The 24506-nt window shown below is 64.7% G+C and carries 19 protein-coding genes; 10 read left to right on the forward strand and 9 right to left on the reverse strand.

Translation table 11 applies throughout. The features are described from left to right. Positions 1–21 precede the first annotated feature (21 nt). The 6 genes from ACZYSP_RS17180 to ACZYSP_RS17205 all read right to left on the reverse strand — a co-directional run bounded on the left by ACZYSP_RS17180 (position 22) and on the right by ACZYSP_RS17205 (position 6525). Positions 22–258 (reverse strand): hypothetical protein, encoded by a 237-nt coding sequence (locus tag ACZYSP_RS17180; protein ID WP_257014828.1) that lies wholly within the window; start codon positions 256–258, stop codon positions 22–24. Between the two features lie 169 nt (positions 259–427). Continuing rightward, positions 428–1756: a four-carbon acid sugar kinase family protein gene (locus ACZYSP_RS17185; RefSeq protein ID WP_093078214.1), complete on the reverse strand. Its 1329-nt coding sequence runs from the start codon at positions 1754–1756 to the stop codon at positions 428–430. Continuing rightward, entirely contained in the window at positions 1753–3021 is a 1269-nt protein-coding gene (locus ACZYSP_RS17190; protein WP_177192814.1) for a ribulose-bisphosphate carboxylase large subunit family protein, read from the reverse strand. The genes ACZYSP_RS17185 and ACZYSP_RS17190 overlap by 4 nt, the downstream gene beginning before the upstream one ends. Positions 3022–3026: 5 nt before the next feature. Further along, positions 3027–3566: a VOC family protein gene (locus ACZYSP_RS17195; protein WP_093078216.1), complete on the reverse strand. Its 540-nt coding sequence runs from the start codon at positions 3564–3566 to the stop codon at positions 3027–3029. A gap of 37 nt (positions 3567–3603) precedes the next feature. Beyond that, complete coding sequence (locus tag ACZYSP_RS17200; protein ID WP_489015455.1) at positions 3604–5499, reverse strand: TRAP transporter large permease; 1896 nt, start codon at positions 5497–5499, stop codon at positions 3604–3606. A 6-nt stretch (positions 5500–5505) separates the two neighbouring features. Next, entirely contained in the window at positions 5506–6525 is a 1020-nt protein-coding gene (locus tag ACZYSP_RS17205) for a TRAP transporter substrate-binding protein (protein WP_489015457.1), read from the reverse strand. Positions 6526–6638: 113 nt separating this feature from the next. Between ACZYSP_RS17205 and ACZYSP_RS17210 the strand changes: the two genes are divergently transcribed. Further along, positions 6639–7715, forward strand: coding sequence for a LacI family DNA-binding transcriptional regulator (locus tag ACZYSP_RS17210; protein WP_093059018.1), 1077 nt, complete (start codon positions 6639–6641; stop codon positions 7713–7715). A gap of 94 nt (positions 7716–7809) precedes the next feature. On the opposite strand, the gene ACZYSP_RS17215 is transcribed toward ACZYSP_RS17210, so the two are convergent. Next, positions 7810–8463 carry a hydrolase gene (locus ACZYSP_RS17215; protein WP_093059017.1) on the reverse strand — a complete coding sequence of 218 codons (654 nt, stop codon included), beginning with the start codon at positions 8461–8463 and terminating at the stop codon, positions 7810–7812. Between the two features lie 153 nt (positions 8464–8616). On the opposite strand from ACZYSP_RS17215, the gene ACZYSP_RS17220 reads away from it, so the two are divergent. Both ACZYSP_RS17220 and ACZYSP_RS17225 read left to right on the forward strand, forming a co-directional pair. Next, entirely contained in the window at positions 8617–9513 is an 897-nt protein-coding gene (locus ACZYSP_RS17220) for a LysR family transcriptional regulator (protein WP_093059016.1), read from the forward strand. Between the two features lie 246 nt (positions 9514–9759). Next, positions 9760–12051, forward strand: coding sequence for a LamG-like jellyroll fold domain-containing protein (locus ACZYSP_RS17225; RefSeq protein WP_489015460.1), 2292 nt, complete (start codon positions 9760–9762; stop codon positions 12049–12051). 115 nt (positions 12052–12166) lie between these two features. Here the strand turns inward: ACZYSP_RS17225 and ACZYSP_RS17230 are convergent, their stop codons facing one another. Together ACZYSP_RS17230 and ACZYSP_RS17235 are read right to left on the reverse strand one after the other, a co-directional pair. Then, the gene (locus ACZYSP_RS17230) at positions 12167–13243 is read right to left on the reverse strand and encodes a HAMP domain-containing sensor histidine kinase (protein WP_093078222.1); all 1077 of its coding nucleotides are present in this window, start codon (positions 13241–13243) and stop codon (positions 12167–12169) included. After that, entirely contained in the window at positions 13243–13938 is a 696-nt protein-coding gene (locus tag ACZYSP_RS17235) for a response regulator transcription factor (RefSeq protein ID WP_093078223.1), read from the reverse strand. Before ACZYSP_RS17235 ends, ACZYSP_RS17230 begins: the two co-directional genes overlap by 1 nt. Before the next feature lie 187 nt (positions 13939–14125). Here ACZYSP_RS17235 and ACZYSP_RS17240 point away from each other — a divergent pair, with 187 nt between their 5' ends. The 7 genes from ACZYSP_RS17240 to madM all read left to right on the forward strand — a co-directional run bounded on the left by ACZYSP_RS17240 (position 14126) and on the right by madM (position 24497). Next, entirely contained in the window at positions 14126–15544 is a 1419-nt protein-coding gene (locus ACZYSP_RS17240; RefSeq protein ID WP_256216843.1) for an efflux transporter outer membrane subunit, read from the forward strand. Next, positions 15541–16680, forward strand: a complete 1140-nt coding sequence (locus ACZYSP_RS17245) for an efflux RND transporter periplasmic adaptor subunit (protein WP_093078226.1) — start codon at positions 15541–15543, stop codon at positions 16678–16680. The genes ACZYSP_RS17240 and ACZYSP_RS17245 overlap by 4 nt, the downstream gene beginning before the upstream one ends. Then, the gene (locus ACZYSP_RS17250) at positions 16677–19784 is read left to right on the forward strand and encodes an efflux RND transporter permease subunit (RefSeq protein WP_489015464.1); all 3108 of its coding nucleotides are present in this window, start codon (positions 16677–16679) and stop codon (positions 19782–19784) included. Before ACZYSP_RS17245 ends, ACZYSP_RS17250 begins: the two co-directional genes overlap by 4 nt. 60 nt (positions 19785–19844) lie before the next feature. Beyond that, entirely contained in the window at positions 19845–21947 is a 2103-nt protein-coding gene (locus ACZYSP_RS17255) for a type IV pilus secretin PilQ (RefSeq protein WP_489015466.1), read from the forward strand. 303 nt (positions 21948–22250) lie between these two features. Next, on the forward strand, positions 22251–23165 hold the full coding sequence (locus ACZYSP_RS17260; RefSeq protein WP_093078231.1) for a LysR family transcriptional regulator: 915 nt from the start codon (positions 22251–22253) through the stop codon (positions 23163–23165). Between the two features lie 145 nt (positions 23166–23310). Then, a complete protein-coding gene (madL, locus tag ACZYSP_RS17265) occupies positions 23311–23727 on the forward strand; it encodes a malonate transporter subunit MadL (RefSeq protein WP_093078232.1) in 417 nt (138 codons plus the stop codon). 5 nt (positions 23728–23732) lie between these two features. Further along, complete coding sequence (gene madM / locus ACZYSP_RS17270; protein ID WP_093059033.1) at positions 23733–24497, forward strand: malonate transporter subunit MadM; 765 nt, start codon at positions 23733–23735, stop codon at positions 24495–24497. The last annotated feature ends 9 nt before the right edge of the window (positions 24498–24506 follow it).

Here is a 24506-nt window from a genome sequence, read left to right on the forward strand (position 1 = left end):
CGGCAATCGGCGGGTGGGCGTCTAGCGATGATTGGGCATGCAGCTTGAGAATGCCGCTCTGCGCCGCCGGGGACCCGGCTTGATGCCGCTGTTGCGAGGGTCTTGTCCGATGTCACCGGCGAACCATCGGAAGATGTTGGCGTGGTTTCTCCATCCGTCGCTGAAGCGCACGAAAAGAAAGCCCCGCTCCGCGTTGCCGAGCGCGTCGACCGGTATGCCTGCGGCGCGCAAGGCCCTGATCTCGGCGTTGGTCTCCATGTCGGATGGCAGCTTCAAGGTGATCGTTGCGTTGTGAATGGGGGGTCTAGGCATTGCTTCGCTTCCGTCAAACTTCCCGAAGGCGCAGTTGACCTGAAGAGAGCTTCTTCGGGATCCCGCATTTATAGGATGCGCAAAGCGACAGCCCATTGGACGCCGGGAGCCAGGTCTAGGCTGAGCCGCGCACCAGACGCTCGAACACGTCGTCCGAGCCCATCTGGCCACCCTTGAGCATGATTTCCAACCCGTCGAGCGCGGCGTCGTCGCTGTGCAGGCGACACAACGAGGTGCCGGCGCCCATGTCTGCCACGTAGGAAAGCCCCCAGGCATTGAGCGCCTGCACTGCATGACTCGAGGTGTCGCCTCCGGCAATGCCCACGCGTTGCAATGGCACCATTGCCAGCACTCTGGCGAGCAGATCGCCGCCAGCGCGCGCCAAGGCTTGGGGATCGATGCCTCTTTCGAGCGGCAGCGGCTTGGGGGGACGGGTGCAGGCCAGCACGTTGCGGCCGCTGACGAGCCCGTTCGCGATGTCTCGAGCATGACGTTCCAGCGTGGCTGCGTCCCGCTGCGCGATTCCTGGCGCATCGAGCCACACGGTATCGAACGATTTCGCCGCCGCTACCTGCCGCGCCGTGACAGGCGACAGGCTTCCCGCAAGTACCAGCACCGGCCCCTTCGCCGGAGGCACGGCGGTCCGCGCCGTCGGGGCACTGCCGCCTTCCTTGTGCGACGAGGGCATCGCCATTGCCAGCGCATCCACCACGCTGCTCGGCCCCGCAGCCAGCAGCGTGGCGCTTTGCGCCCTGGCCCACAGCACTTCGCCGATGGCCCGCAGCTGCGTCGCATCGGCCACGTCGAACAGCACTGCATCTGCTGGCGGCGAGTGCAGTGCCTGCCGCAGCGCGGTGTCGAGCGAATCGCTGCCGCGCGATGCGGCGGTGAACGGCATGGAGCGCACATCTGCCAGCCCCTGCTTCGCCAGGTGCAGCCGCAGATCCGCCTCGTCCATCGGTGTGACGGGATGCCGGCTCATCGTTGGATGCCGGTCGATGCGAAAGACCTCGCCGCCGCTCCCCGCCGCAGCGAAGAGGTTGCCGAAGAGGCAGTAGCGGCCCAGGTTGGGCTGCCCGCCGACGATGGCGGTCCATGGCTGTTGCACCGCTGCGCGCAGTACGCGCACTGCCGAGCCGATCGAACCGATGTGCGGGGCGCTGTCGAAGGTCGAACAGGTCTTGTAGTGCAGCACGCGCGCGCCGAGCGAGCGGAACAGCGTGGCCACGGGGCGGAGTTCGGCCTGCATTTCCTCGGGATTCATGGCGCGCGCCGCGCCCGCGATGCCCAGCACGTCGAGCGGCCCCGTGCGCTCCAGCCGCGCGGCATCGGGCGTCTTCAGGAACAGCAGTGCACGCAGTCCCGCGCGCGCCGCGGTACCGAGAGTGTCGGTCGCGCCGGTGAAATCGTCGCCGTAGTAGACGATCGGCGGGCAGGGCCTCATGGCTTGCCGAAGAAGGCGAGGGCGTGGGCCAGCTCGGGCTGGTCCTTGGCGGCATCCGCCAGCGACACGCCCGCCCGAGCGGCCGACCATGCTTGCCGGATGCTCGTCACACCCGCCGCCGCGCCGCCGGGGTGCGCGAGGATGCCGCCGCCGGCCATGAAGAGCAGGTCGTCGCTGCCGATGGCCTTCCACGTCGCAGGCACGGTGCCGGCCCATTGGCCCGAAGAAAACGCCGGCATCACGCGATCGTCCGCCGTATCGGTCAGCGGTGTGAAGCAGTCCTGCGCCGACTCGATGACTTCGCTGTCGGGCTGCGAGAACTTGCCCTGCAGCCCGTGGACATGCATGTGGTCCACGCCTGCCAGGCGCCACAGCGTCTGGTACGCCTGGAACGAAATGCCCAGCAGCGGATGCCGCGACAGCGCACCGTAGCCGTTGCGGTGGCCGTGCAGCGCAAGGCCGGTGTGCCGACGCAGCGTCTGGATACCCGAGTGCCCGCACCAGTTGAGACTGGCCATGACGCAGGAGCCGCCTTCGCGTTCGACGAGATCGGCATGCCGCTTCATTGCGTCGGTCTCGTCGGTGATGTTGAAGGCCACCATCACGTGCTTGCCGGTGCGCTGCTGGTGCGCGCGCACGACAGCCATCACGGCGGGCACGCGCTCGGCCAGCGGGGCGTGTGCGGGGTCGGCGCACACCTCGTCGTCCTTGATGAAGTCGACGCCTGCCGCACAGAGCCGGCCGACGAGGTCGGCGGTCTGCGCGGCGGAAAAGCCGACGTTCGGCTTGATGATGGTGCCGACCAGCGCGCCGCTCGCCACGCCGGTCGCGCGCCGTGTGCCGGCGATGCCGGCGCGCGGCATCTCGAACTGAGCGCGATAGCTCGCGGGCACCTGCAGCGATTCCAGCCGCAGCCCCGTCACTTCGCCCAGGTCATACAGGTTGCCCGACACCGTTGCGGCCAGGGTCGGCAGGTTGGCGCCGATGTTCGCTACCGGAAACGCGATGTCGACATGCGCACGCCGCCACGGGCCGCGCGTGCCTTTGCGTTCGAGCAGGGCATTGGGCAGCGATGGCGTCGCAGCTGGTGCCAGTTCGGTGATCGCCTCGACCGTGGCGCGTGCGCGTTCGCGCAGCGCATCGGTCTCGCCTTCGACACGCGTGAAGGTGCCGCACGATTGCTCGCCGGCCATCACCTCGGCCACGGCGGCCGGGTCCAGCGGCGTCTCGATGAGATAGCGAGCGCGGATGCGTTCAGGCGCCATCACGCTCACAGCTTGCTCAGGTCGGGAAAGGGCCGCACCGGCTCGCTGCCGTCCCAGCCTTCCGACGCGCTGCGGATCAGGTCGAACATCCTGCCCTTCGGGCCCGCGACTTCCGACAGCTCGATGACGGTGCCCGGGTGGTACTCGGTGTCGAAGTAGATGAAGCGCCCGCGCTCGCCCACTTCGCCACTCATCACCGGCTTGAAGCCCTGCTTGGTGAGGCGCGCGAGGTCGGCGTCGTAGTCGGCCGTCCAGTAGGCGACGTGTTGCAGCCCGGTGCGGCCGGCCTGAAGAAAGTCGCGGTACATCGAAGGCACGTCGTTGCGCGTCTGGATGAGTTCGACCTGCACATAGCCCGAGTTGGCGAGTGCTACCGAGTTGTGCGGCTCGTGCGCTTCGCCGTTGTAGCGGTAGTTCTTGATGGGCACGCGCGGGTTGTAGAACCAGGGGCCCACGCCCAGCCTGGTGCTCCAGTAGTCCATGGCGGCTTCGATGTCGTGCACGACATAGCCCAGCTGGCGGATCTCGCCGAGGAATCGACTCATTGCGGTTGGCTCCGGTGATGTGAGTGTGTTGTTGTGATCAGAATTTGAGGAAGCCGGTCGAGAACCACGGAAACGCGGCCACGATCACCAGGCCGACCAGCATCGCGCCGATGTAGCCCCAGATGTGCCTGATGCCTTCGTCGGGATTGACCTTGCTCACGGCGCAGGCGCCGTAGTAGCCGACGCCGAAGGGCGGCGCGAACAGGCCGATGCCCATGGAGAAGATCACGACCATCGCGTAGTGCACCTCGTGCACCCCAGCGGCCTTGGCGATGGGGAACAGCAGTGGCCCGAACAGCACGATGGCCGGAATACCCTCGAGCACGCTGCCCAGCACGATGAAGGCGACGATCGACACGGCCAGGAAACCGTAGGCTCCGCCGGGCAGCGTGCCCATGAGTCGCGCCAGGTCCTGCGAGAAGCCCGACTGCGTGAGGCCCCAGGCCATGGCCGTGGCGCAGCCGACGATGAAGATGATGGCGCCCGACAGCGAGGCGGTGTCGATCAGCATCGGCTTGAGCCGCTTCCAGTCGAACTGGCGGTACACAACCAGGCCGACGATGGCCGAGTAGACGATGCCGATGGTCGACACTTCGGTGGCCGTGGCTACACCCTCGACCACGGCGGCGCGGATCACGAAGGGCAACAGCACGGCGGGCAGCGCAACCAGCAGCAGCTTGCCGATTTCTCGTTTGCTGTAGCGCTGCACGGCGCTCAGGTCTTCGCGGCGATAGCGCCACCAGACCACCACGCACAGCGCGGCGCCCAGCACCACGGCCGGCAGCAGGCCGCCCGTGAACAGCGCCGCAATCGAGATGCCGGTGACCGAGCCGATGGTGATCAGCACGATCGACGGCGGAATGGTCTCGGTCTGCGCGCCGGTGGCCGCCAGCAGCGCCACCAGGTCGCCGGGCTTGGCGCCACGCTTGGTCATCTCGGGGAAGAGCACGGGCGCGATGGCTGCCATGTCGGCAATCTTCGAACCCGAAATGCCCGACACCAGGTACATGGCGCCGATCAGTACGTAGGAGAGGCCGCCACGCACGTGGCCCAGCAGGCTGGCCAGGAACTGGATCATGGCGCGCGCCATGCCGGTCATCTCGATGAGCGCGCCCAGGAAGATGAACAGCGGCACTGCCAGCAGGATGAGGTGCGACATGCCTTCGTCGAGCCGCCCGACCATCACCAGCAGCGGCGTGCGCGTGGTGAGCGCCAGGTAGCCGAAGGTGGCCAGCGCGAACGAGAAGGCAATGGGCACGCCCGAGAGCACCGTGGCCGCCACGATGACCACGAAGAAGATCACCAGGTTGAATTTGCCGAGCGTCGCGAACACCGGTGCGGCAAGCCAGAAGGCGCCCACCAGCGCGGCCATGCCGACGAGTGCGACCGCAATCTGCCGGCCGGTGCACACGCGCAACAGGCGCAGCATCGCCATCACCAGCATGATGCCGATGCCCGCCGGAATGGCCGCAGCGCGCCATGCGTTGCTGATCTCGAGTGCGGGCGTGACGATGAACGACTCTTCGTGCGCGTAGTCGATCGAGGGCCAGATGATCAGCACCAGGAACGTGACCGACGCGGCGATGGCGAAGGCGTCGAGCATGGCGCGCGTCTGCGGCTGCACCTTCTGCACCAGCGCGGTCATGCGCATGTGCTCGCCGCGCCGCAGCGCCACCACGGCGCCGAGCATCGACAGCCACAGGAAGAGGATGGATGCGAGCTCGTCCGACCACACCAGTGGCGCATGGAACACGTAGCGCGACACCACGCCAGCGAACAGCACGCAGATCTCGGCCAGCACCAGCAGCGCGGCCACGGCCTCGACCGCTGCGCCGAGCACGCGGTCGCAGCGCGACGCCATGCCGCTCAGCGGGTTGGCCGAAGCGCCGGCGCCAGCAAAGGCGGCCGCCTCGAAAGTCGATTCATGCACCATGGAGCGTCAGGCCAGCTTGCCGACCGCGCCTTCGAGCAGCGCCCAGGCCTCCGGGCCGAAGCGGCCCTTCCATTCGCCGTAGAAACCCGACTCGCGCAGCTTCGCGCGGAAGCTGTCGGCAGCCGGCCGGTTGATGGTGAGGCCCTTGGCCTGCAGGTCGCCGACCACCGACTCGTTGAGCTTCCTGATGTCGTCGCGCTGCTGCATGCCGGCGTCGTTGATGGCGCGCGCCACGATGGTCTTCAGGTCGTCGGGCAGGGCGTCCCAGGCGCGACCGTTGGCAATGAACCAGTAGCCGTCCCAGATGTGGTTGGTGAGCGAGCAGAACTTCTGTACCTCGAACAGCTTGGCCACCTGGATGATGGGCAACGGGTTTTCCTGCGCGTCGACGATCTTCGTCTGCAGCGCCGAATACACCTCGCTGAACTGCAGGCTTGCGGGTGCGGCGCCCAGGCCCTTGAACATCGAGATCGACAGCGGGCTCACGGGCACGCGGATCTTCAGGCCGTCCATGTCCTTGGCGTTCGCCACCGCGGCCTTGCTGCTGGTGGTCTGGCGAAAGCCGTTGTCCCACATCTTCTCGAAGGCATAGAGGCGTGACTTGGCAATGGCGCCGCGCACGTGCGCGCCGAGCTTGCCGTCCATGGCGGCCCACACCTGGCTGTAGTCGCTGAACGCGAAGCCCACTGCATTGATGGCAGCCACCGGCACCAGCGTGGCGATGACGAGCGCCGAGGGCGTGAAGAACTCGATGCCGCCCGAGCGCACCTGCGCAAGCATGTCGGTGTCGCCGCCGAGCTGGTTGTTGGGGAAGATCTTGATCTCGACGCAGCCCTTGGTTTCTTTCGCGATGCGGTCGGCCGCCTCCTGTGCGCGGATGTTCAGCGGGTGCGTCAGCGGCAGGTTGTTGCCGTACTTGTACGAGAACTCGGCGGCGCGTGCGATGCGCGGCAGGGCCGCGACGATGCCGGCGGCGGGGAGGGCGGAAAGGGTGTGCAGGGCACTCCTGCGGGTCAGCGAGGTCATGTCTGTCTCCGTTATGCGATTGATGCAATCTGATGCACCATGGGCTTCAAGGCCCAGTGAAGATAGAAGGATGCATGATTCGGGTCAAACTTCTGTCTGATGGTTTTTGATGTATGCGGGAAAACCCTTCACTCATTTCCGAGTCCACGGATTCGCCACGCGACGTGCGGCGTGCCCGCGTGGTCGACATCGCCCGCGCGGCGCAGGTCTCGACCGCCACGGTCGACCGCGTGCTCAACCGCCGCCCCGGCGTGCGCGACGCCACGGTGCAGCGCGTGCTCAAGGCCGCGGGCGAGCTTGACTACCTGCCCGGCCCCGAGCTGTATGCGGCGCTCACGCCGCCGCCGCTGCGGCTGGTGTTCCTGCTGCCGGCCGGCACCAACCGCTTCATTCGCATGCTGGGCGATATGGTGGGCTACTCGCAGGAGCACTGGGCGCCGTTCAACGTGCAGTGCCGTACGGTGTTCATCGAGAGCTTCAATCCGCACGAGCTGGCCGACGCGTTGCGCCGGCACGGCCAGCGCTGCGACGGCATTGCGATGATGGCGCTGGAGCATCCGGCGGTGCGCGAGGCCGTGGCCGCGCTCGCTGCACGCGGGCTGCCGGTGGTGACGCTGATCTCGGACCTGTCGAACTCCGAGCGCGCCGCGTTCGTGGGGCTCGACAACCGGGCCGCGGGCCGCACGGCGGGCTACCTCATCGGCCGATTCATCGGCGCACGCGCCGCCAAGGTCGCGCTCATTGCGGGCAGCCTGAGCTACAAGGCGCACGAAGAGCGCGAGGCCGGCTTCCTGCACGTCATCGACGAGATGTTCCCGCGGCTCGAAGTGGTGGGGCTGCGCGAAGGGCAGGACGACGCGGGCAAGAACTACCGGCAGACGCGTGCGCTGCTGGAGCAGTACCCGGACATGGGCGGCATCTACAACATCGGTGGCGCATCGGACGGCGTGGCGCGCGCGCTGAAGGAGGCAGGGCGCGAGCAGAAGGTGGTCTTCATCGGCCATGGGCTCACGCCCGATACGCGCTCACTGCTGATCGACGGCAGCATGGACGCGGTGATCACGCAAAGTCCGCACACCACGCTGATGAGCTGCGTGCGCATCTTCACCAACCTGCGCGACAAGCGCGAGGCGCTGAGCGGCGTGGAAACGACGCGCAGCCAGGTGATCTTTCGGGAGAATCTTCCGTAGATGCCGCGCATGGAAAGAGGGATGACGAGGCTGCGAAAAGCAATCCGCCTTCTCGCGACGCGTCGCTCAGGAATCCTCTTCATCCCCACCCAGATCAGCCCGCGGTGCTCGGCACCGGCGTGTTGAGCAGCTGCTGCTCCCACAGATAGGCTATGCCGCTGCCGCCGGCGTGCTGCTTGAGAACTTCCGTCAGCTCTGCGGCGTGCTCGGTGCGCGCCCAGTCGCGTTGCCACTCCGAGGCCACTGCCAACCAGGTCATCATGTTCGCGCCCGCGCGGATCATGCGCTGGATCGCGACCTCATGGGCCTCGACCGAAGTGCCGCCCGACGCATCCGTGACCACCGTCACATCCCAGCCCTCGCCCAGCGCCTGGATCGCCGGCATGGCGACGCAGATCTCCGTCCACAGGCCGGCGATGATCAGTTGCTTGCGGCCCGTCGCCTTGACCGCATCGACGACCTTCCGATCCTCCCAGGTGTTGATGAAGGTCCGGTCGATCACCTCCTGGCCGGGGAACACGTCAGTGATGTGCGGGAAGAGCAGACCGCCTCGCGCCGCGATCACGCTGGTCAGGATGGTGGGGACGCCGAAGGCCTTGGCGGACTTCGCCAGGGCGGTCGTGTTGTTCACCACGGCCTGCGGGTCGTGGCTGTTCAGATTGGCGAGCTGGTAGGGCTGGTGGTCGATAAGGACGAGTACGGAGTCCTCGGGACGAAGAAGCGAAGCCAGGCCGTTGCGAAAAGTCATTGATGGATCCTTTGTTGCCGTTGTGAGCGGGATTGGTTTTCGGGAAACATTCGCCGGCGGCGACGTTGCCCGAAGCAGGATTTTGTTGTTCCCCCTTTTGATGCGGTAGTAGCATTTCGCGGCGAGCTGTGTCGCGAAACGGGGAACGCCAAATTGGATATCGAAGAACTGCAGACATTCGTGGAAGTTGCCGATGCCGGGGGCGTTTCGTCTGCTGCGCTGCGGCTTGGGGTGTCCAAGTCGATCGTCAGTCGTCGTCTCGTCCGGCTTGAAGAAGAACTTGGTGTCCAGCTGCTTGCGCGATCCACCCGCGGGGCTGCTCTCACTGAAGCCGGGGCCACGTTCCGGGACTATGCAGCCAGGGTCTGCGCCGAGATCGACGTGGCCAGGGAAGCGATCCTGCCCGCCGGTGACCTTCGCGGCCGCTTGCGTGTTGCTGTGCCGTTTTCCCTGGGCCCGACTCACTTCGCGCCCATCCTCGCGGAAATGGCACGACGCCACCCTAGGCTTCACATCCAGACCTGCTACAGCGATCGCTTCGTTGATCTCATCGCGGAGGGTTACGACTGTGCGATACGGGTTGGCTATCTCCAGGACTCCAACCTGATTGCAAGACGCATCGGCCCGGTCCACGGGAAGCTCGTCGCGAGTCCGGACTATGTCAAGGCGCATGGGTCGCCCGAGACACCGGAGGAACTCGTCGCCCATCAGGCCCTCATGCAGGGAACCGAGGCCTGGCAGCTCACGGATGGCGACAAGATCATCACGGTTCGTCCGCAGGGGCGCTTCAAGGCCGACAACGGCACTGCTTTGGTCGCCGCTGCTACAGCAGGACTCGGGATCGCTTACCTGCCCGATTGGCTCACCCATGAACATGTGGCCTCCGGGGCACTCGTGCCGGTCATGACACGTCACCCACCACCCCCGGCAGGTGCATATGTCATCCGACCGCCAGGTCAGCATCCCGCACGGAAGATACGGGTCCTCACCGAACTCCTGATCGAGTATTGCGACCGGTCCCCGCACCCTGCGGGAGCTGCACCTGTTTGAGTGATGCATCGACCATGAATGTTCGGTAAGCGAGTCAGGCCTGGGTCAGGATTAATTCCTGTCGCCAATTGGCGGGTTAATTGCCGAGGTCGATTTCCCGGAATATTGAGTCAATGACTTGTGAATTCGTGCATTTCGCGCGGTAATTAATTCACGAAAACATCATATTTGGCAAATAAAGTTCCGCTTTTCGAAGTCGTTCGCAATTTCGCGGAAGAGCTTCGATGCGTTCCTGACTTTTATGCCATGACTGAAAATTACTCTCCTGAAGAAAATGCCGGCCTCGATCAATTGGCTTCCGTTCCGGAAAACAGGCGCCGGGAACTGCTGAAGCTCATGTTGGCCGGCTCGGTCACCGGCATGGCAATCGCGCTGCCCGGGTGCGGCGGCGGCAACAATGGCGCGGGCGCCACGGCCTTTCCGGCAACAGGAGGGAGCGGGACATCGGCAGGTGCGTCGCCGGGCAATTCGTCGCCCCCAGCCAGTTCTGGCGCCCCCGCTCAAAAGATATCCAGCTTCACCATTTCCGTGCTTCCTGATACCCAGTTCTATCCCAGGTATGCATCGGAAAAGATGGGCGAGCTCTATCAAAAACTGTATTCGGGAATAGATCCGAAATACGACAATCCATTCAAAACCCAAACGCAATGGATCGCGCAAAACGCCAAGCTGCTGAAAATGCCATTCACCATCCATCTTGGCGATATCGTTGACCAGTCCTGGTACTACACATCGGAAAAATCGACCCCCTGGAGCGCCTCGACCGATCTCGTTGGCAATGGCCAGATCGGCAATGGCCAGGTCACGAAGGAATGGGAGCTTGCAAGCCAGGCAATGCAGGTGCTCGAGGCGGCCCAATGCCCTTACTCAATCTGCGCGGGAAATCATGACGTAGGGGCCATCGACTCCGATATGCAATGGGGCCCGGACTGGGGCGTCGGAGTCACCGGCTTCGCCAACAACGACGGCTACCAGGACGGCGGCAGTCATCGGGTGGGCCTGTTCGAGCCCTACTTGCAGGTGTTCCCCGCGGAGCGAGCGAAGAGGCAGGCGACATTCGGCGGAAGGCACGCTTCCGGGTTCCACGAATATCACGTCTTCGAAGCCGAAGGAAACAAATTCCTTGTGCTGTCGATGTCGTGGCGAGCATCTGACGATGCGATCGGCTGGGCCAACCTGGTCATCCAGGCGAACAAGACGCTCCCCGTCATCCTGGTGAATCACCAGTTGGTCGGAATCGGCAGCGACGGGAAGACCGCAGCCGATACCGCCTATTCGAACTACATGTGGGACAAGCTCATCAAGGACAACGACCAGATCTTCATGGCGGTCAGCGGCCACTACCACGGCTCCTGCACGAGCACGAAGAAGAATTCCCGTGGCAACGATGTCTACCTGATGGTGGTGGACTACCAGATGGCCTACATGGGCGGCAACGGTCTCATGCGGATGTTCGAGTTCGATCTCACCAACAAGAAGATCATTGCCAGCTCGTTCTCTCCATGGGTTCCCTTGAAGCCGGCCGCCACGCTCAACGAGTTCGACGCCGCCTGGCTGTCCGACTCGAACCAGTCCTTCACGCTGGACCTGGATTTTGTCCAGAGGTTTGCTTTCTTCAATCCGAACTTCACCGTTCCGGACGGTTCATCGGACAGTGGCCTGACAGACGCGGCCAGGAAAATCATCCTGACAAACTACAGCCAGCCTCCACAGAAGGCTGCAAGGCTTCCGACGAGCACCGAGGATTACCCGAAGGTCGGCAGCACGCTGGCGCACTGGCGTTTCTTCAATGCGTCGGCAGCCGACGGGGATCTTTTTCCCTATCAGCCCGGGCAGCAAATCCAGGACAGTTCGGCTGGAGGAAAGAACCCGATTTCGGTGAACACGTGGATGGGCTCGCCCGGTGATCTGGTCTGGTCGACAAGCCATCATCCGCTGTCGGCCGCGCCCGGAAGCCTGCGTTTCCTGAATGCCACGAAGACCAAGTCTTCCTACTTCACCACCGACCAGAATTCGACGCTGAACGTGGAAACCTTCCCCTCGGGCTACACCATCGAGGCATTCGTCAATATCGATCCAGGTTTCGATGCGACGACGAATGGATGGATGGGCATCCTGTACCGCCTGGGCGCGCGATCGCAGCTGCCTGGTTTCGGATCGGGCGAGGGCGATTGCGCACTGATGTTCGCCTTTTCAAACCTGATGGAATTCCAGTGGGAAATTGTCCCGGTGAACCAGGCGACCAATCTGACCTGCTGGTCCGGAGGCGTGTCGGCCGGCCAGTGGCTGCACATTGCCATCGTGAACGACCCCTCCGCGTCGTACGCGACCACCATGTACGTGGAAGGAGCGCCCGTCCTGCGGAACAACACGAACATGCAGGGCATTCAATACGTGAGCCCCACCCAGCAAATTGCCATCGGCTGCGGTCAGTGGGCCGGGAACATGTCGACCGGCTTCTTGGGAAGCATTGGTGAAATCCGCATCGTTGGCGTCCCCCTGACTTCCGACAAGTGGCTGACGGCCAGGGCAACCTGACCTGACCGCCGGGGCCGCGTGCCGCCGTTTGGCCGACGCAAGTTATGTAAAGGTGCCATCCATCCGGCGAAGCCGCATGGCCATGCGGGCACCGCAGAGTCGCGTGACACCTGCCTCACTCGAAGGGGGCGGACGCTCCTTGGGAAGAAGGCAGGATCAGCTTCACCAAAAGGCCTCCGCCTTCGCGCGGCGATGCCGTGACGCTTCCGTTGTGCATCTGCATTGCGCGACGAGCAATGGCCAGGCCGAGGCCCACGCCGTGCACCTGCTCGCCTTCTTCGGCACGGAAGAAGGGCTCAAAAATCTTTTCCAGCAACGAGGGCGACACGCCCGGGCCTCGATCAGCCACCGCGATGACGAGAGCACCTGTCTGCGAATCGACCTGCACATTGACTTCCACGATGCCGCACGGCGGGCTGTACTTGACGGCGTTGCGGATGACGTTCTCGAAAGCGCGATAGATCAACTCGCCATGCACTTCAACGACAAAACTTCCGTGAGCATCGGTGCTCACGCGGCGACCCGTGGCGCGGGCTTCGAAGTCGGCGTCTTCCGTGATGTCGTCCAGCAGCTCGATCAGATCCACCCGCTCAAGTGGCGCGACAGACGCACCAGCCTCCAGGCGATGCAGTGTGAGCAACTCCTCGATCAGGCCATCCAGTCGCTCGCTTTCGTTCTTGATGCGAAGAAGCATGGCCTCGGTCAGCTCGGGATCTTGTCGTGACAGACCGATGGCGGCTTGAATTCGAGTCAATGGGGAACGCAGTTCATGAGAGATGTCGTGCAGCAGAACACGTCGCGATTCCACGACCAGTTGCAACTGTTCGGCCATCCGGTCGACGTCCCGTGCCAGATCGGCGATCTCGTCGCGCCGGCGCCCCATCAGCGGCGATATGCGGGTGTCGAGATGACCCTGAGCAACACGGTGAAGCGCCCAACGCAAATGGCGCAGCGGGCGAGACAGGTACCAGGAAAGTGCGAGGCCGATCACCAGTATGGCAATGAGCCCGGAAAGCAGCGGGACGATCGGCGTGTAGCCAAGGGACGGCATGCCGTCCGGCTGCGGCGGAGGGAATGGGTGGTTGGTGAGCATCAGGTAGGCGGCGGTGCCGACCATCGACAAGATCATGCTCAGCGACAAGGCAAGCAAGAGCTTCCAGAACAGCCTTCCGACTGTTGGCTTGAGTGGCATCAGCCCTCCAGCAACTGGTAGCCCAAGCCGCGCACGCTCTGAATCCAGGATTGGCCGTCCGAGCGGGTCCCCAGCTTCTGCCTGATGGCACTGATGTGCACGTCGATACGACGGTCAAAACGTACGAGCGAACGGTCGAAGGCTTGCAGCGAAATGTCCTGCTTGCTGACGAGCTTGCCCACATGGCTTGCAAGCACCTCCAGCAGGCTGAATTCCGTACCCGTGAGTTCGAGTGGCTCTCCGTGCCACGTCGCCCGGCGGCTGCCGGGCCACAACACAAGTTCTCCCGCCTTGAGTACGCGCGGCGCGGACGATGGCTCGGCTGCAGCCCTTGTTTCCGTGCGTCGCAAAATTGCGCGTATGCGTGCAACCAGCTCGGCCGGCGTGCATGGCTTTGACACGTAGTCGTCGGCGCCCATGTTCAGCCCGACGATCTTGTCGACATTGTCTCCGCGGGCAGTCAGCATGAGGACAGGCACTGCGCTGCGCTCCCGGATGCGCCGAAGCACCTCGATGCCGGACAGGCGCGGCATCATGATGTCCAGCACCACGATGGAATAGAGGTTGGTGGCTGCCTCGCCAGCACCGGTGCCGCCATCGTGCACGGCGCGGACATCGAAGCCCTCGTACGCCAGGTACTGGGACAGCATGGTGGTGAGTTCGACGTCGTCGTCGATCAGCAGGACTCGGTGCATTGCTTGGTTCTGGGCGAGAGCCGACAGTTTGGCATCAGATGCTGCGTCGATGGCGAACCACGGCCATCTTTTACCCAGCTTAACTCTCCCGAACCGCATCCAACAGAGGCTCTTCCTACGATGGGTTCGAACGAAGAACCCTATGCATGCTTCTCAAATTCTCTCCCCCGGAAGGCGGGTGCGCGCGATGGCGCTGCTCGCTCTTGGCGTCATGCTGGCCGGCTGTGCGGCCGGTCCGGAATATCACCCGCCGACGCCATCGGTGGCCGCAACCTGGCAGGCGGTGGTGCCGCACGATGGCAGTGTCAGTGCGATGGTCGACTGGTGGCGCCAGTTCGACGACCCGGTCCTTGGCCGGCTGATCGTGCAGGCGGAAGCCGACAGTCCGAGTCTGGACAAAGCCTGGACGAAGATCGAGAAGGCGCGCGCAACGCTGACCACGACGCGAGCGGGCGGTCTGCCCAGCCTGAGCGGCAGCGGTTCGCTATCGCGCGCCAGGCAGCAGACGACCGAAGGCAGCGCGCCGGTGCTTGCCACCAGCCGCAGCGCCGACCTCGATGCCTCCTGGGAACTGGATCTGTTCGGCAAGGTGCGCCGAAATGCGCAGGCGGCACAGGCGCGCATCGATGCGCGCGTGGACGATTGGCACGACGCACGGGTCTCGCTGGCGGCCGAGGTGGCCGACACCTATGTGCAATACCGCGCCTGCGGCCTGCTGGCCCAGGCCTATGAGCGCGAGCTGGCCTCGATGACCGAGACCGAAAAGGCCACCGCCGTTGCGGTGCGTGCCGGGTTCACTGCGCCTTCCGATGGGGCGCTCGCGCGAGCCAGCCTGGCGAGCACCACGTCCACGCTGTTGTCGCAGCGTGCCGAATGCGAACTGCTGGTGAAGTCGCTCGTCAATCTCACCGGCTTCGATGAGGCCGCGCTGCGAGCCCTGATGGCGCACGCTGGCGCACAGGTGCCGCAGCCAGCCGCGCTGGCAGTTCCGAGCGTGCCCGCTCAGGCCCTGCGCCAACGCCCCGACCTGGCCGCGAGCGAGCGGGAACTCGCGGCTTCGAGCGCCGAGATCGGCGCCGCGGTGGCGGATCTGTACCCGAGCCTTTCACTGACCGGATCGATCACGGTCTCGGCCTCCAATCTCTCTTCGTCGGTCACCACTTGGTCCCTGGGCCCGTCGCTGTCGATTCCGATCTTCGACGCCGGCAAGCGCCGCGCGGCAGTGGACAGCGCGCAAGCGAGCTACAGGTCGGCGCTGGCCGACTACCGGCAAAGTGTGCGCGACGCCGTGAAGGAGATCGAGCAGGCGCTGGTCCGCCTGGACAGTACAGCCCGACGCGCGGACCAGGCCGGGCAGGCGGCGCAGGAATATCGCCGCTACTTCGAAGCGACGGAAGTGAACTGGCGTGCCGGCGGCGCAAGCCTGCTCACGTTGGAAGAGGCGCGGCGCTCAGCGCTGTCCGCCCAGATCGATGAGATCGCGCTGCAGCGCAACCGCGTCCAGTACTGGATCGCTCTCTACAAGGCATTGGGCGGCGGCTGGCAGCCCGATTCGCCCGCATTGCCGCCGCAGGCGGTGGCGGCGCGGCAGACAAACAATCAATGAGGTTTACCGTGAATCGAAAGTTCTTTATCGGGACCGCGGCACTCGCCGTGGCGCTCGGGCTGGGGCTCGTCGCCTGGCTGGCCCGCCCGGCCGGGGACGCCCGCGTGCCCGATGCCGACGCCCGGGCCCCCAGCGTGCTGACAGTCGAGGTGGTCGTGCCCCAGACGCAGAATTGGCCGCAGACGTTGCAGGCGAGTGGACCGGTAACGGCCTGGCAGGAGGTCATCGTCAGCCCCGAGACCGGTGGCCTGCGCATCGCTGAACTGCTGGTGGATGTGGGCGCGAGCGTCAAGCGCGGCCAGCTTCTTGCGCGGCTGGCGGACGCGACCGTGAAAGCCGAGGTGCGCAAGCAGGAAGCCGCTGTCGCACAGGCCCGCGCCTCGCTCGACCAGGCGGTCTCCAACACGCGGCGCGCGAAGATCGCCGAAAGCAGCGGCGCGCTGTCGGCGCAGAAGATCGAGGAGTACCGGATCACCGAGGCCACCTCGCGCGCTTCGCTCGCTTCCGCGCAGGCCGAGCTCGACAGCAGCAAGCTCAAGCTCATCCAGACGCGCATCGTCGCTGCCGACGACGGCATCGTGTCCTCGAAGTCGGCGGTGCTGGGCAATGTGGTCAGTGCGGGCGCGGAGCTGTTCCGCCTGGTGCGGCAGGCCAAGGTCGAATGGCGCCCGGAGCTCGATGCCCGGCAGGTTGCTCTCGTTCGCGTGGGTCAGATCGCACGGGTCACATTGCCCGGCGGTGAGCAGGTGGAGGGCAAGGTCCGGCTGGTGGGCCCGACGCTGAGCACCACCACCGGCCGTGGCACGGTCTACGCGAGCCTGCCCGCCGCCAGCGCGTCGCGCTCGGGCATGTTCGCCAACGGCACGCTGGAACTCGACGTCAAATCCGCGCTCACGCTGCCGCAGTCGGCGATCGTGATGCGCGACGGCCGCTCGTATGTGTACGTAGTCGGCAGCGGTGACAAGGTCGGCAGCCATCCGGTCGCCACAGGACGTCGCCAGGGCGACCGCATCGAGGTGCTGTCCGGGCTCGCCGGCGATGCGCGCGTCGTTGCCGGCGGAGGCGCTTTCCTGTCGGAGGGCGTACAGGTCACGGTAGCCGGCGCAGCCAAAGCGCAGGCGGGGGGCTCGCAGTGAATTTTTCCTCCTGGTCGATCCGCAATCCGGTTCCCGCGGTTCTGCTGTTCATCCTCCTCACGGCCTTGGGTCTGATCGGCTTCAAGAGCCTGCAGATTCAGGATTTTCCCGACACGGATTTGCCGACCATCCAGGTCTCGGCCACGCTCGAAGGCACCGCGCCCTCGCAGCTGGAGACCGAGGTGGCGCGCAAGATCGAGGACAAGCTGGCCTCCCTGACGCGGCTGGACCACATCACCACCAAGATCACCGACGGCACGGTGAGCATCAGCGTCAGCTTCGAGATCGACAAGAACAGCGAAGAAGCGCTGAGCGAGGTCCGCAACGCGGTGGACAGCGCGCGTGCCGATCTGCCTTCCAGCATGGCCTCGCCCACGGTCTCGAAGCAGACCTCGGCGAGCTCGGCGTTGCTGACCTACACCGTCGAATCGACCAAGCTCGACGACCAGGATCTGTCCTGGCTCGTCGACAACACGGTGACCAAGGCGCTGCTGGCCGTCAAGGGCGTTGCCAAGGTCGAGCGCGTTGGCGGCATCGACCGGGAGGTTCACGTGGACCTCGATCCCACGCTGATGGCGGGCCTGGGCGTGACGCCGTCCGACGTTTCCACGCAGCTCAAGGCGGTGCAGAAAGAAAGCTCGGGCGGTGAGGGGGCCGTGGGCGGGCAGAAGCAGTCCACGCGCACCATCGTCACCGCTGGCACGGCCGAGGAGATTGCCGCGATCACCGTGCCGATCTCGAATGGACTCTACGTGCGGCTGGACCAGATCGCGCGGGTCAGCGACATCCATGCCGACCGCACGACCATGGCCTTTCGTGATGGCCGGCCGGTGATCGGCTTCCAGGTCACGCGTTCGCGCGGCTATTCAGACGTGGGCGTGGCCGAGGCCACGCGCAGCGCGATCGAGCGCTTCTCCAAGGCGCATCCCGAGGCGAGCATCACCGAGGCCTCGAACACGGTGACGCCGATCGAGGACAACTACACAGGCTCGATGCACCTGCTGTACGAAGGTGCATTCCTGGCGATCCTGGTGGTGTGGTGGTTCCTGCGCGACTGGCGTGCCACGCTCATCTCGGCCACCGCGCTGCCGCTGTCCATCATTCCGGCCTTCGGCTTCATGGCGCTGGCGGGCTATTCGCTCAACGTCATCACGCTGCTGTCGCTGTCGCTGGTGGTCGGCATCCTGGTGGATGACGCGATTGTCGAGATCGAGAACATCGAACGCCACCTGTTGATGGGAAAGACGCCATATCAAGCGGCAATGGAGGCGGCCGACGAGATCGGATTGGCCGTGATCGCCACCACCTTCGCACTTGTCGCGGTCTTCCTGCCCACGGCTTTCATGGGCGGCATTCCCGGCAAGTTCTTCCGGCAGTTCGGCGTGACCGCCTCGGTGGCGGTTCTGGCCTCGCTGCTGGTGGCGCGGCTTTTGACGCCGATGATGGCGGCTTATCTGCTCAAGCCGAAGACGCCGGGACATCACGAGATATCGACCGACGGTGCGACCATGACCCGCTATCTCGGCTGGGTCCGGGCGAGCCTGTCGCGGCGCAAGGCCACGGTGCTGGCGGCCACGGCCTTCTTTGGCCTGGCACTGCTCATCATCCCCTTCATTCCGACCGCCTTCATCCCGGCGCAGGACAAGGCGCAGAGCACCCTGACGATCAAGCTGGCACCGGGCAGCACCTTGCAGGACACCGCGGCGACCAGCCAACGTGCGTCGCAGATGCTGCGCACACTGCCCGAGGTGAAAGGCGTATTTGTCTCGGTCGGCACGGCCACGAGCGGTGGCGGCATGAGCGTCAGCTCTTCGACCGACGTGACCAGCGCCACGCTCACCGTCGACCTGGTGCCGCGTGGCGAGCGAAAACTCAAGCAATCGGGTGTCGAGGCCAAGATGCGCGAGATGCTGCGAGCGCTTCCCGGCGCCCGTATCACAGTCGGGGCCGGCGCCAACGGAGAGTCGCTGGACATCACGCTGGCGAGTGACGATCCGCAGATCCTTGCCAGCGCGGCGGCGCAGGCAGAGTCGCAACTGCGCACGCTCAAGGGCATCGGCAACGTGACCTCCAGCGCTTCGTTGCAGCGCCCGGAGATCCAGGTGCGCCCCGACACCGCTCGTGCCGCCGCGCTGGGTGTCACGTCGGAAGCGCTGGCCGACGCAGTGCGCCTGGCCACCTACGGCGACTATTCGAACTCGCTGCCCAAACTCAACCTGCCGGAGCGCCAGATCGCGATCCGCGTGCTCATGGATCCGTCGGTGCGCGGCAACCTCGATGCCATCGCGCAGCTGCGAGTCAAGGGCAGCGGCGGCAACGTGGACCTGGGCTCGGTGGCCGAGATCGTGATGGGCAGCGGCCCGTCGCAGATCGACCGATTGGATCGCTCGCGCAACGTGACGCTCAGTGTCGAGTTGAACGGACGCACGATCGGCGAGGTGCAGCGCGAAGCCATGGCGTTGCCCGCACTGAAGTCTTTGCCGGCTGGCGTGCACCAGGTGGAACAAGGCGAATTGCAGCGCATGTCCGAACTGTTCCAGAGCTTCGGCGTTGCGATGGCAATCGGGATCTTTTGCATCTATGCGGTGCTGGTGCTGCTGTTCCATGACTTCCTGCAACCCGGCACCATCCTCAGTGCCTTGCCGCTGGCGATGGGCGGCGCCATGTTCGCGCTATGGATCACGCACCAGGCATTTTCGATGTCGGTGGTCATCGGCGTTCTGATGCTGATGGGCATCGTCACGAAGAATTCGATCCTGCTCGTCGAGTACGCCATCGTGGCGCGCCGCGACCGAGGCATGGGCCGGTTCGACGCGCTGATCGATGCCTGCCACAAGCGCGCTCGCCCGATCGTGATGACGACCATCGCAATGGGCGCCGGCATGCTGCCCAACGCACTGGGCCTGGGTGCGGAGCCCAGTTTTCGCCAGCCGATGGCGATCGTCGTGATTGGAGGTCTGCTGACGTCCACCGCGCTGAGCTTGCTGGTCGTGCCGGTGATCTTCACTTACGTCGACGACCTCTTGCAGTGGGGGCGTGGCCTCGTGTCACGCAGGAGCGCCACACGCGCTGCGCCCGAGCAGGCCCTGCAGGCGGCCGAATGAAGACCGCGCAGGTCCGCTGATCAACTTTTTCCCGATCGCTGCAGCAACAAAAGGCCCAACGTGAACGAACAACAATCTGCCATCGCGCGATGGCTGCGTACCGCATGTCTGCTGCTCTGCGTGTGGGGAGGCGCAGCAGCAGCCCAGACGCAAAACGTGATCGAATCGGTCACGTCTTCGGTGCAATCCGGTGCAGAGGTCATCCGCATCGATTTTTCCCAGCCGCTTGCCACGGCGCCGACGGGTTTCACCATCCAGTCGCCTGCACGCATCGCCCTTGACTTTCCCGGCGTCACGAACGGCGTTGGCCGCGCGCCCATCGAAATCAACCAGGGCAATCTGCGCTCCGTCAACGTGGCGCAGGCCGGCGAGCGCACGCGCCTGGTGCTGAATCTCAAACAGGCAACGACCTACACGACCCAGGTTCAGGGCCAATCGCTGCTCGTGTCACTCGGTCCTGTCGCCGGTGCGGCGCTCAACGCGCCCATGTCTTCCACCTTTGCGGAGAACCGCAGCAGGGACACCTTGCCGCTGCGCGACGTTGACTTCCGCCTGGGCTCGGACGGCGCCGGCCGCGTGATCGTCGATCTGGCCAACAGCCAGGTGGGCGTAGACATTCGGCAGCAAGGCAAGAACCTGGTCGTCGAATTCACCAAGTCCACGCTGCCCGAAGGTTTGCGCCGCCGCATGGACGTGGCGGATTTCGGCACCCCCGTCCAGTGGGTGACGGTGCAGCAATCGGATGATCGCGTGCGCATGACCATCGAGCCCAAGGGCGACTGGGAGCACAGCGCCTACCAGAGCGAGAACCGGTTCGTCGTGGAAGTGCGCCCGCGCAAGATCGATCCGACCAAGCTCACGCAGGGCGTGAGCTACAGCGGCGAGAAGCTTTCGCTGAACTTCCAGAACATCGATATCCGCTCGCTGCTGCAGGTGATCGCCGACTTCACGAACTTCAACATCGTGACCTCGGACTCGGTGAGCGGCGCACTGACGCTGCGGCTGAAGGACGTGCCCTGGGACCAGGCCCTGGACATCATCTTGCAGGCGAAGAACCTGGGCGTGCGCAAGAACGGCGGCGTGCTGTGGATCGCGCCCAAGGATGAAATCAATGCCAAGGAAAAGCTCGAATTCGAAGCGCAGGCCACCATACAGGGCCTGGAGCCGATTCGTACCCAGTCGTTTCAGCTGAACTACACCAAGGCCGCGACCCTTGTGCAAGGCCTGACGGGTAGCGGTAGCGGTAGCGGTGGGGGAGGCGGATCGGGTACGCCCACACGCATCCTGAGTCCGCGCGGCAGTGTGATCGCCGAGGCGCGCACCAACCAGCTCTTTGTCTCGGACATCCCCTCGCGGCTTCAGCAGGTCGCCGAGCTGATCCAGAAGCTCGATGTGCCGGTGCGACAGGTACTGATCGAGGCGCGCATCGTCGAGGCATCGGACACCTTCAGCAAATCGCTGGGCGTCAAGCTGGGTGGATCGTCCAAGGGCAGCAACAGTTCGATCGGCACCCAGGCGACGACGAGCAGCGACGGCACCGTGTCGTACTCGTCGACCTCCAGCAGCAACTTCGTCAACCTGCCGGCCAGCAGTTCCAGTGGCACTTCCACGGGAACCTTCGCGGTTTCGCTCTACAACTCCAGCATGTCGAAGATCCTGAATCTGGAAATATCCGCGCTGGAAGAAGACGGCAAGGGCAAGGTCGTGGCGAGCCCTCGGGTCGTCACGGCCGACCAAACCAAGGCCCTGATCGAACAGGGGACTGAACTTCCTTACCAGTCTGCCACGTCGAGCGGTGCGACCTCGGTCTCCTTCAGGAAGGCGAATCTCAGGCTCGAGGTCACACCGCAGATCACGCCAGAAGGAAACATCATCCTGACGCTGGATGTGAACAAGGATTCCGTCGGCCAGTCGACCACTGCGGGCTACGCCATCAACACGAAGCACGTTCAGACCGAAGTGCTCGTAGAAAACGGAGGGACTGTCGTGATCGGCGGGATCTTCGAACTGTCGGAAACGAACGACGAGTCACGGATACCGGTACTCGGCGAATTGCCCTATGTCGGAGTGCTGTTCCGATCGCGCACCCGCGAGGTCAAGAAGAGCGAACTGCTGATCTTCATCACCCCGAAGATGATTACCGATCGGAATGCGGCCCGCTAGCCGCGATGCGATGTAGGTGCGAGAAATTCATGTCGGCAGTCACCTGGCCCTGTGCATCGATGCGTCCTGTACTTTGGTTCGGACGGCATGGCGCAAGCAGGCAGCGGTTCGATGAACATCACGACCTCTCCAGCGTGAATGCCGATCCTTCGAACGAACGCCCGGCGCGGCCATGCCATCAACTTTGCCTCCGGTGCGTACTCCGAGGGGGCCAAAAAGTTCACTGCACGCCCGCGTCCTTGGAGCGCCAGGCCGGCCGAGCGCACCAAAGGGCTAGGATGTGGACTGATCTGCGAGACCATCATGCACGCCCGTGTCGACGAAGAAATCACTTTCCGCAAGCTTGAGACGCTGATTGCGTTCATGGAAACCGGCAATCTTGCGCGCGCGGCCGAGCGGCTCGAGGTCAGCACGGTGAGCGTTCACCGTGCCTTGCACTCTCTGGAAGTCGGCGTGCGCTGCGCGCTGTTTCGTCATGAGGGTCGCAATCTTCATCCCACCGAAGCCGCGCATGCGCTGGCCGAAGTGGCGCGTGAGGTGCTGCACACCATGTCCGCGGGCATCCGCTCCACGCGCGAGGTCGCCGGCTACTCGGCCGATCGCATCCGCATCGGGTCGCTCTACTCGCTGACCATCCGCACTGTGCCCGCGGTCCTCGTCCACATGAAGGTGCGCAAGCCCAGCCTTGAGACCGAGCTCGTACTCGGCTCCAACGCGGATCTGCTGCAGAAAATTCGCGACGGCGCCGTCGATGCGGCGCTGATGGCGGTCCCGGAAGAGGCTGGCGACATCGTTTCGGAGCCGCTGTTCGAAGACGACATCTACTTCGCGGCCCCTATGGGATCGCGCTTCGCCACGCTCGATTGCGTCGATCTGAGCGAATGTTCCGACGAGAAATTCGTCAGCCTCAAGGAGGGGTTCGCTACCTACAACGGGTTCGTGGAGGCCTTTCGGGTGGCGAACTTCACTCCCAACGTGGTGATGAAGACCGGCGACATCTTCTCGCTGATGAACCTGGTCAGCGGTGGCATTGGCTACACGCTGCTGCCAGGGCGCGTGCGCGACCTGTTCTCGCAGAAGGTCCAACTGATTCCGCTGGCGCCCAAGTACCTGATGCGCCAGACCTTGGGAGTCAGCTTCCTGCGTACACGCGAGCGCGACCCGAACCTACTTGCGCTGCTCGCGGTATGCAGGAGCGCCAGAGCCGAACTGGCCTGAGCGCGCCATCGCATTGGCACCCTCGATCGTTTCGCTGAGAGTAACTGTCGTCGACTGCCGTTAATTGATTGCGGCCGGGCAAGCCGATACCGTACGTCTCCAGGAACAGCGCCCCTCGCGCGCCGTCACTCCGGAGACATAACCCATGATCATCTACGGCACCGCGCTGCTGGCCTTGTGCCATCTGCTGGGCATTTTTCTAGGCGACCTGCTGGGTCAGGCGCTGGGCGTAAAGACCAACGTCGGCGGCGTGGGCATCGCGATGCTGCTGCTCATCACGGCGCGCATCTACATGCACAGGAAGGGCGTCCTGCCCAAGCTGACCGAACTGGGCGTGGAGTACTGGGGCGCCATGTACATCCCGGTGGTGGTCGCCATGGCGGCGCAGCAGGACATGGTTTCCGCGTTGCGCGGTGGACCCGTCGCACTACTTTCGGCACTGGCGGCCGTTGCCGTCTGCGCGGTGGTGATCTCGCTGATCAATCGCATGGAGCATCCGGTCGCCAGCTCGCAGGCCGAGCCAGTGCGCAACGACAACCCTCTTCTCAACGAGGCGGAATGAGCGCCATGCTTGAAATCCTCGAAAAAGCGGCCTTGCAGAACGGCCTGGTCAGCGCCTTCATGGTCGTGGGGCTGATCGTGCTGCTTTCCGGCCAGATCTCGCGCCGCCTGACTTTCGGGCGCGTGCACGGATCGGCCATCGCCATCGTGATCGGACTGATCCTCGCCTATTGGGGCGGCACCCGGACCGGGGGCCACAAAGGCCTGGCCGATATGTCGCTGTTTGGAGGCATCGGCCTGATGGGCGGGGCCATGCTGCGCGATTTCGCGATTGTTGCCACGGCCTTTGAAGTGCAGGTGACCGAAGCTCGCCAGGCGGGGCTCATCGGAGTGATCTCGCTGTTGCTCGGGACGCTGCTGCCTTTTGTAGTGGGCGCGGCGATCGCCTGGAGCTTCGGCTACTCCGACGCGGTCAGCATGACAACGATCGGCGCCGGGGCCGTCACCTACATCGTGGGCCCCGTCACGGGGGCGGCCATCGGTGCCAGCCCCGACGTGATGGCGCTGAGCATCGCGACCGGCCTGGTCAAGGCCATCCTCGTGATGGTCGGCACCCCGATGGCCGCACGCTTCCTGCGCCTGAAGACGCCGCGCTCGGCGATGGTCTTCGGCGGCCTTGCCGGCACTGTGAGCGGCGTGTCGGCCGGCCTCGCGGCCACCGATCGCAAGCTGGTGCCCTACGGTGCGCTGGTCGCTACTTTCCATACCGGACTGGGCTGCCTTCTGGGCCCATCCGTGCTGTTTTTTGCCGTCAAGGCGGTGATGGGTTGAGGAATGGAC

The sequence above is a fragment of the Variovorax sp. F042 genome (genome assembly GCF_057814215.1).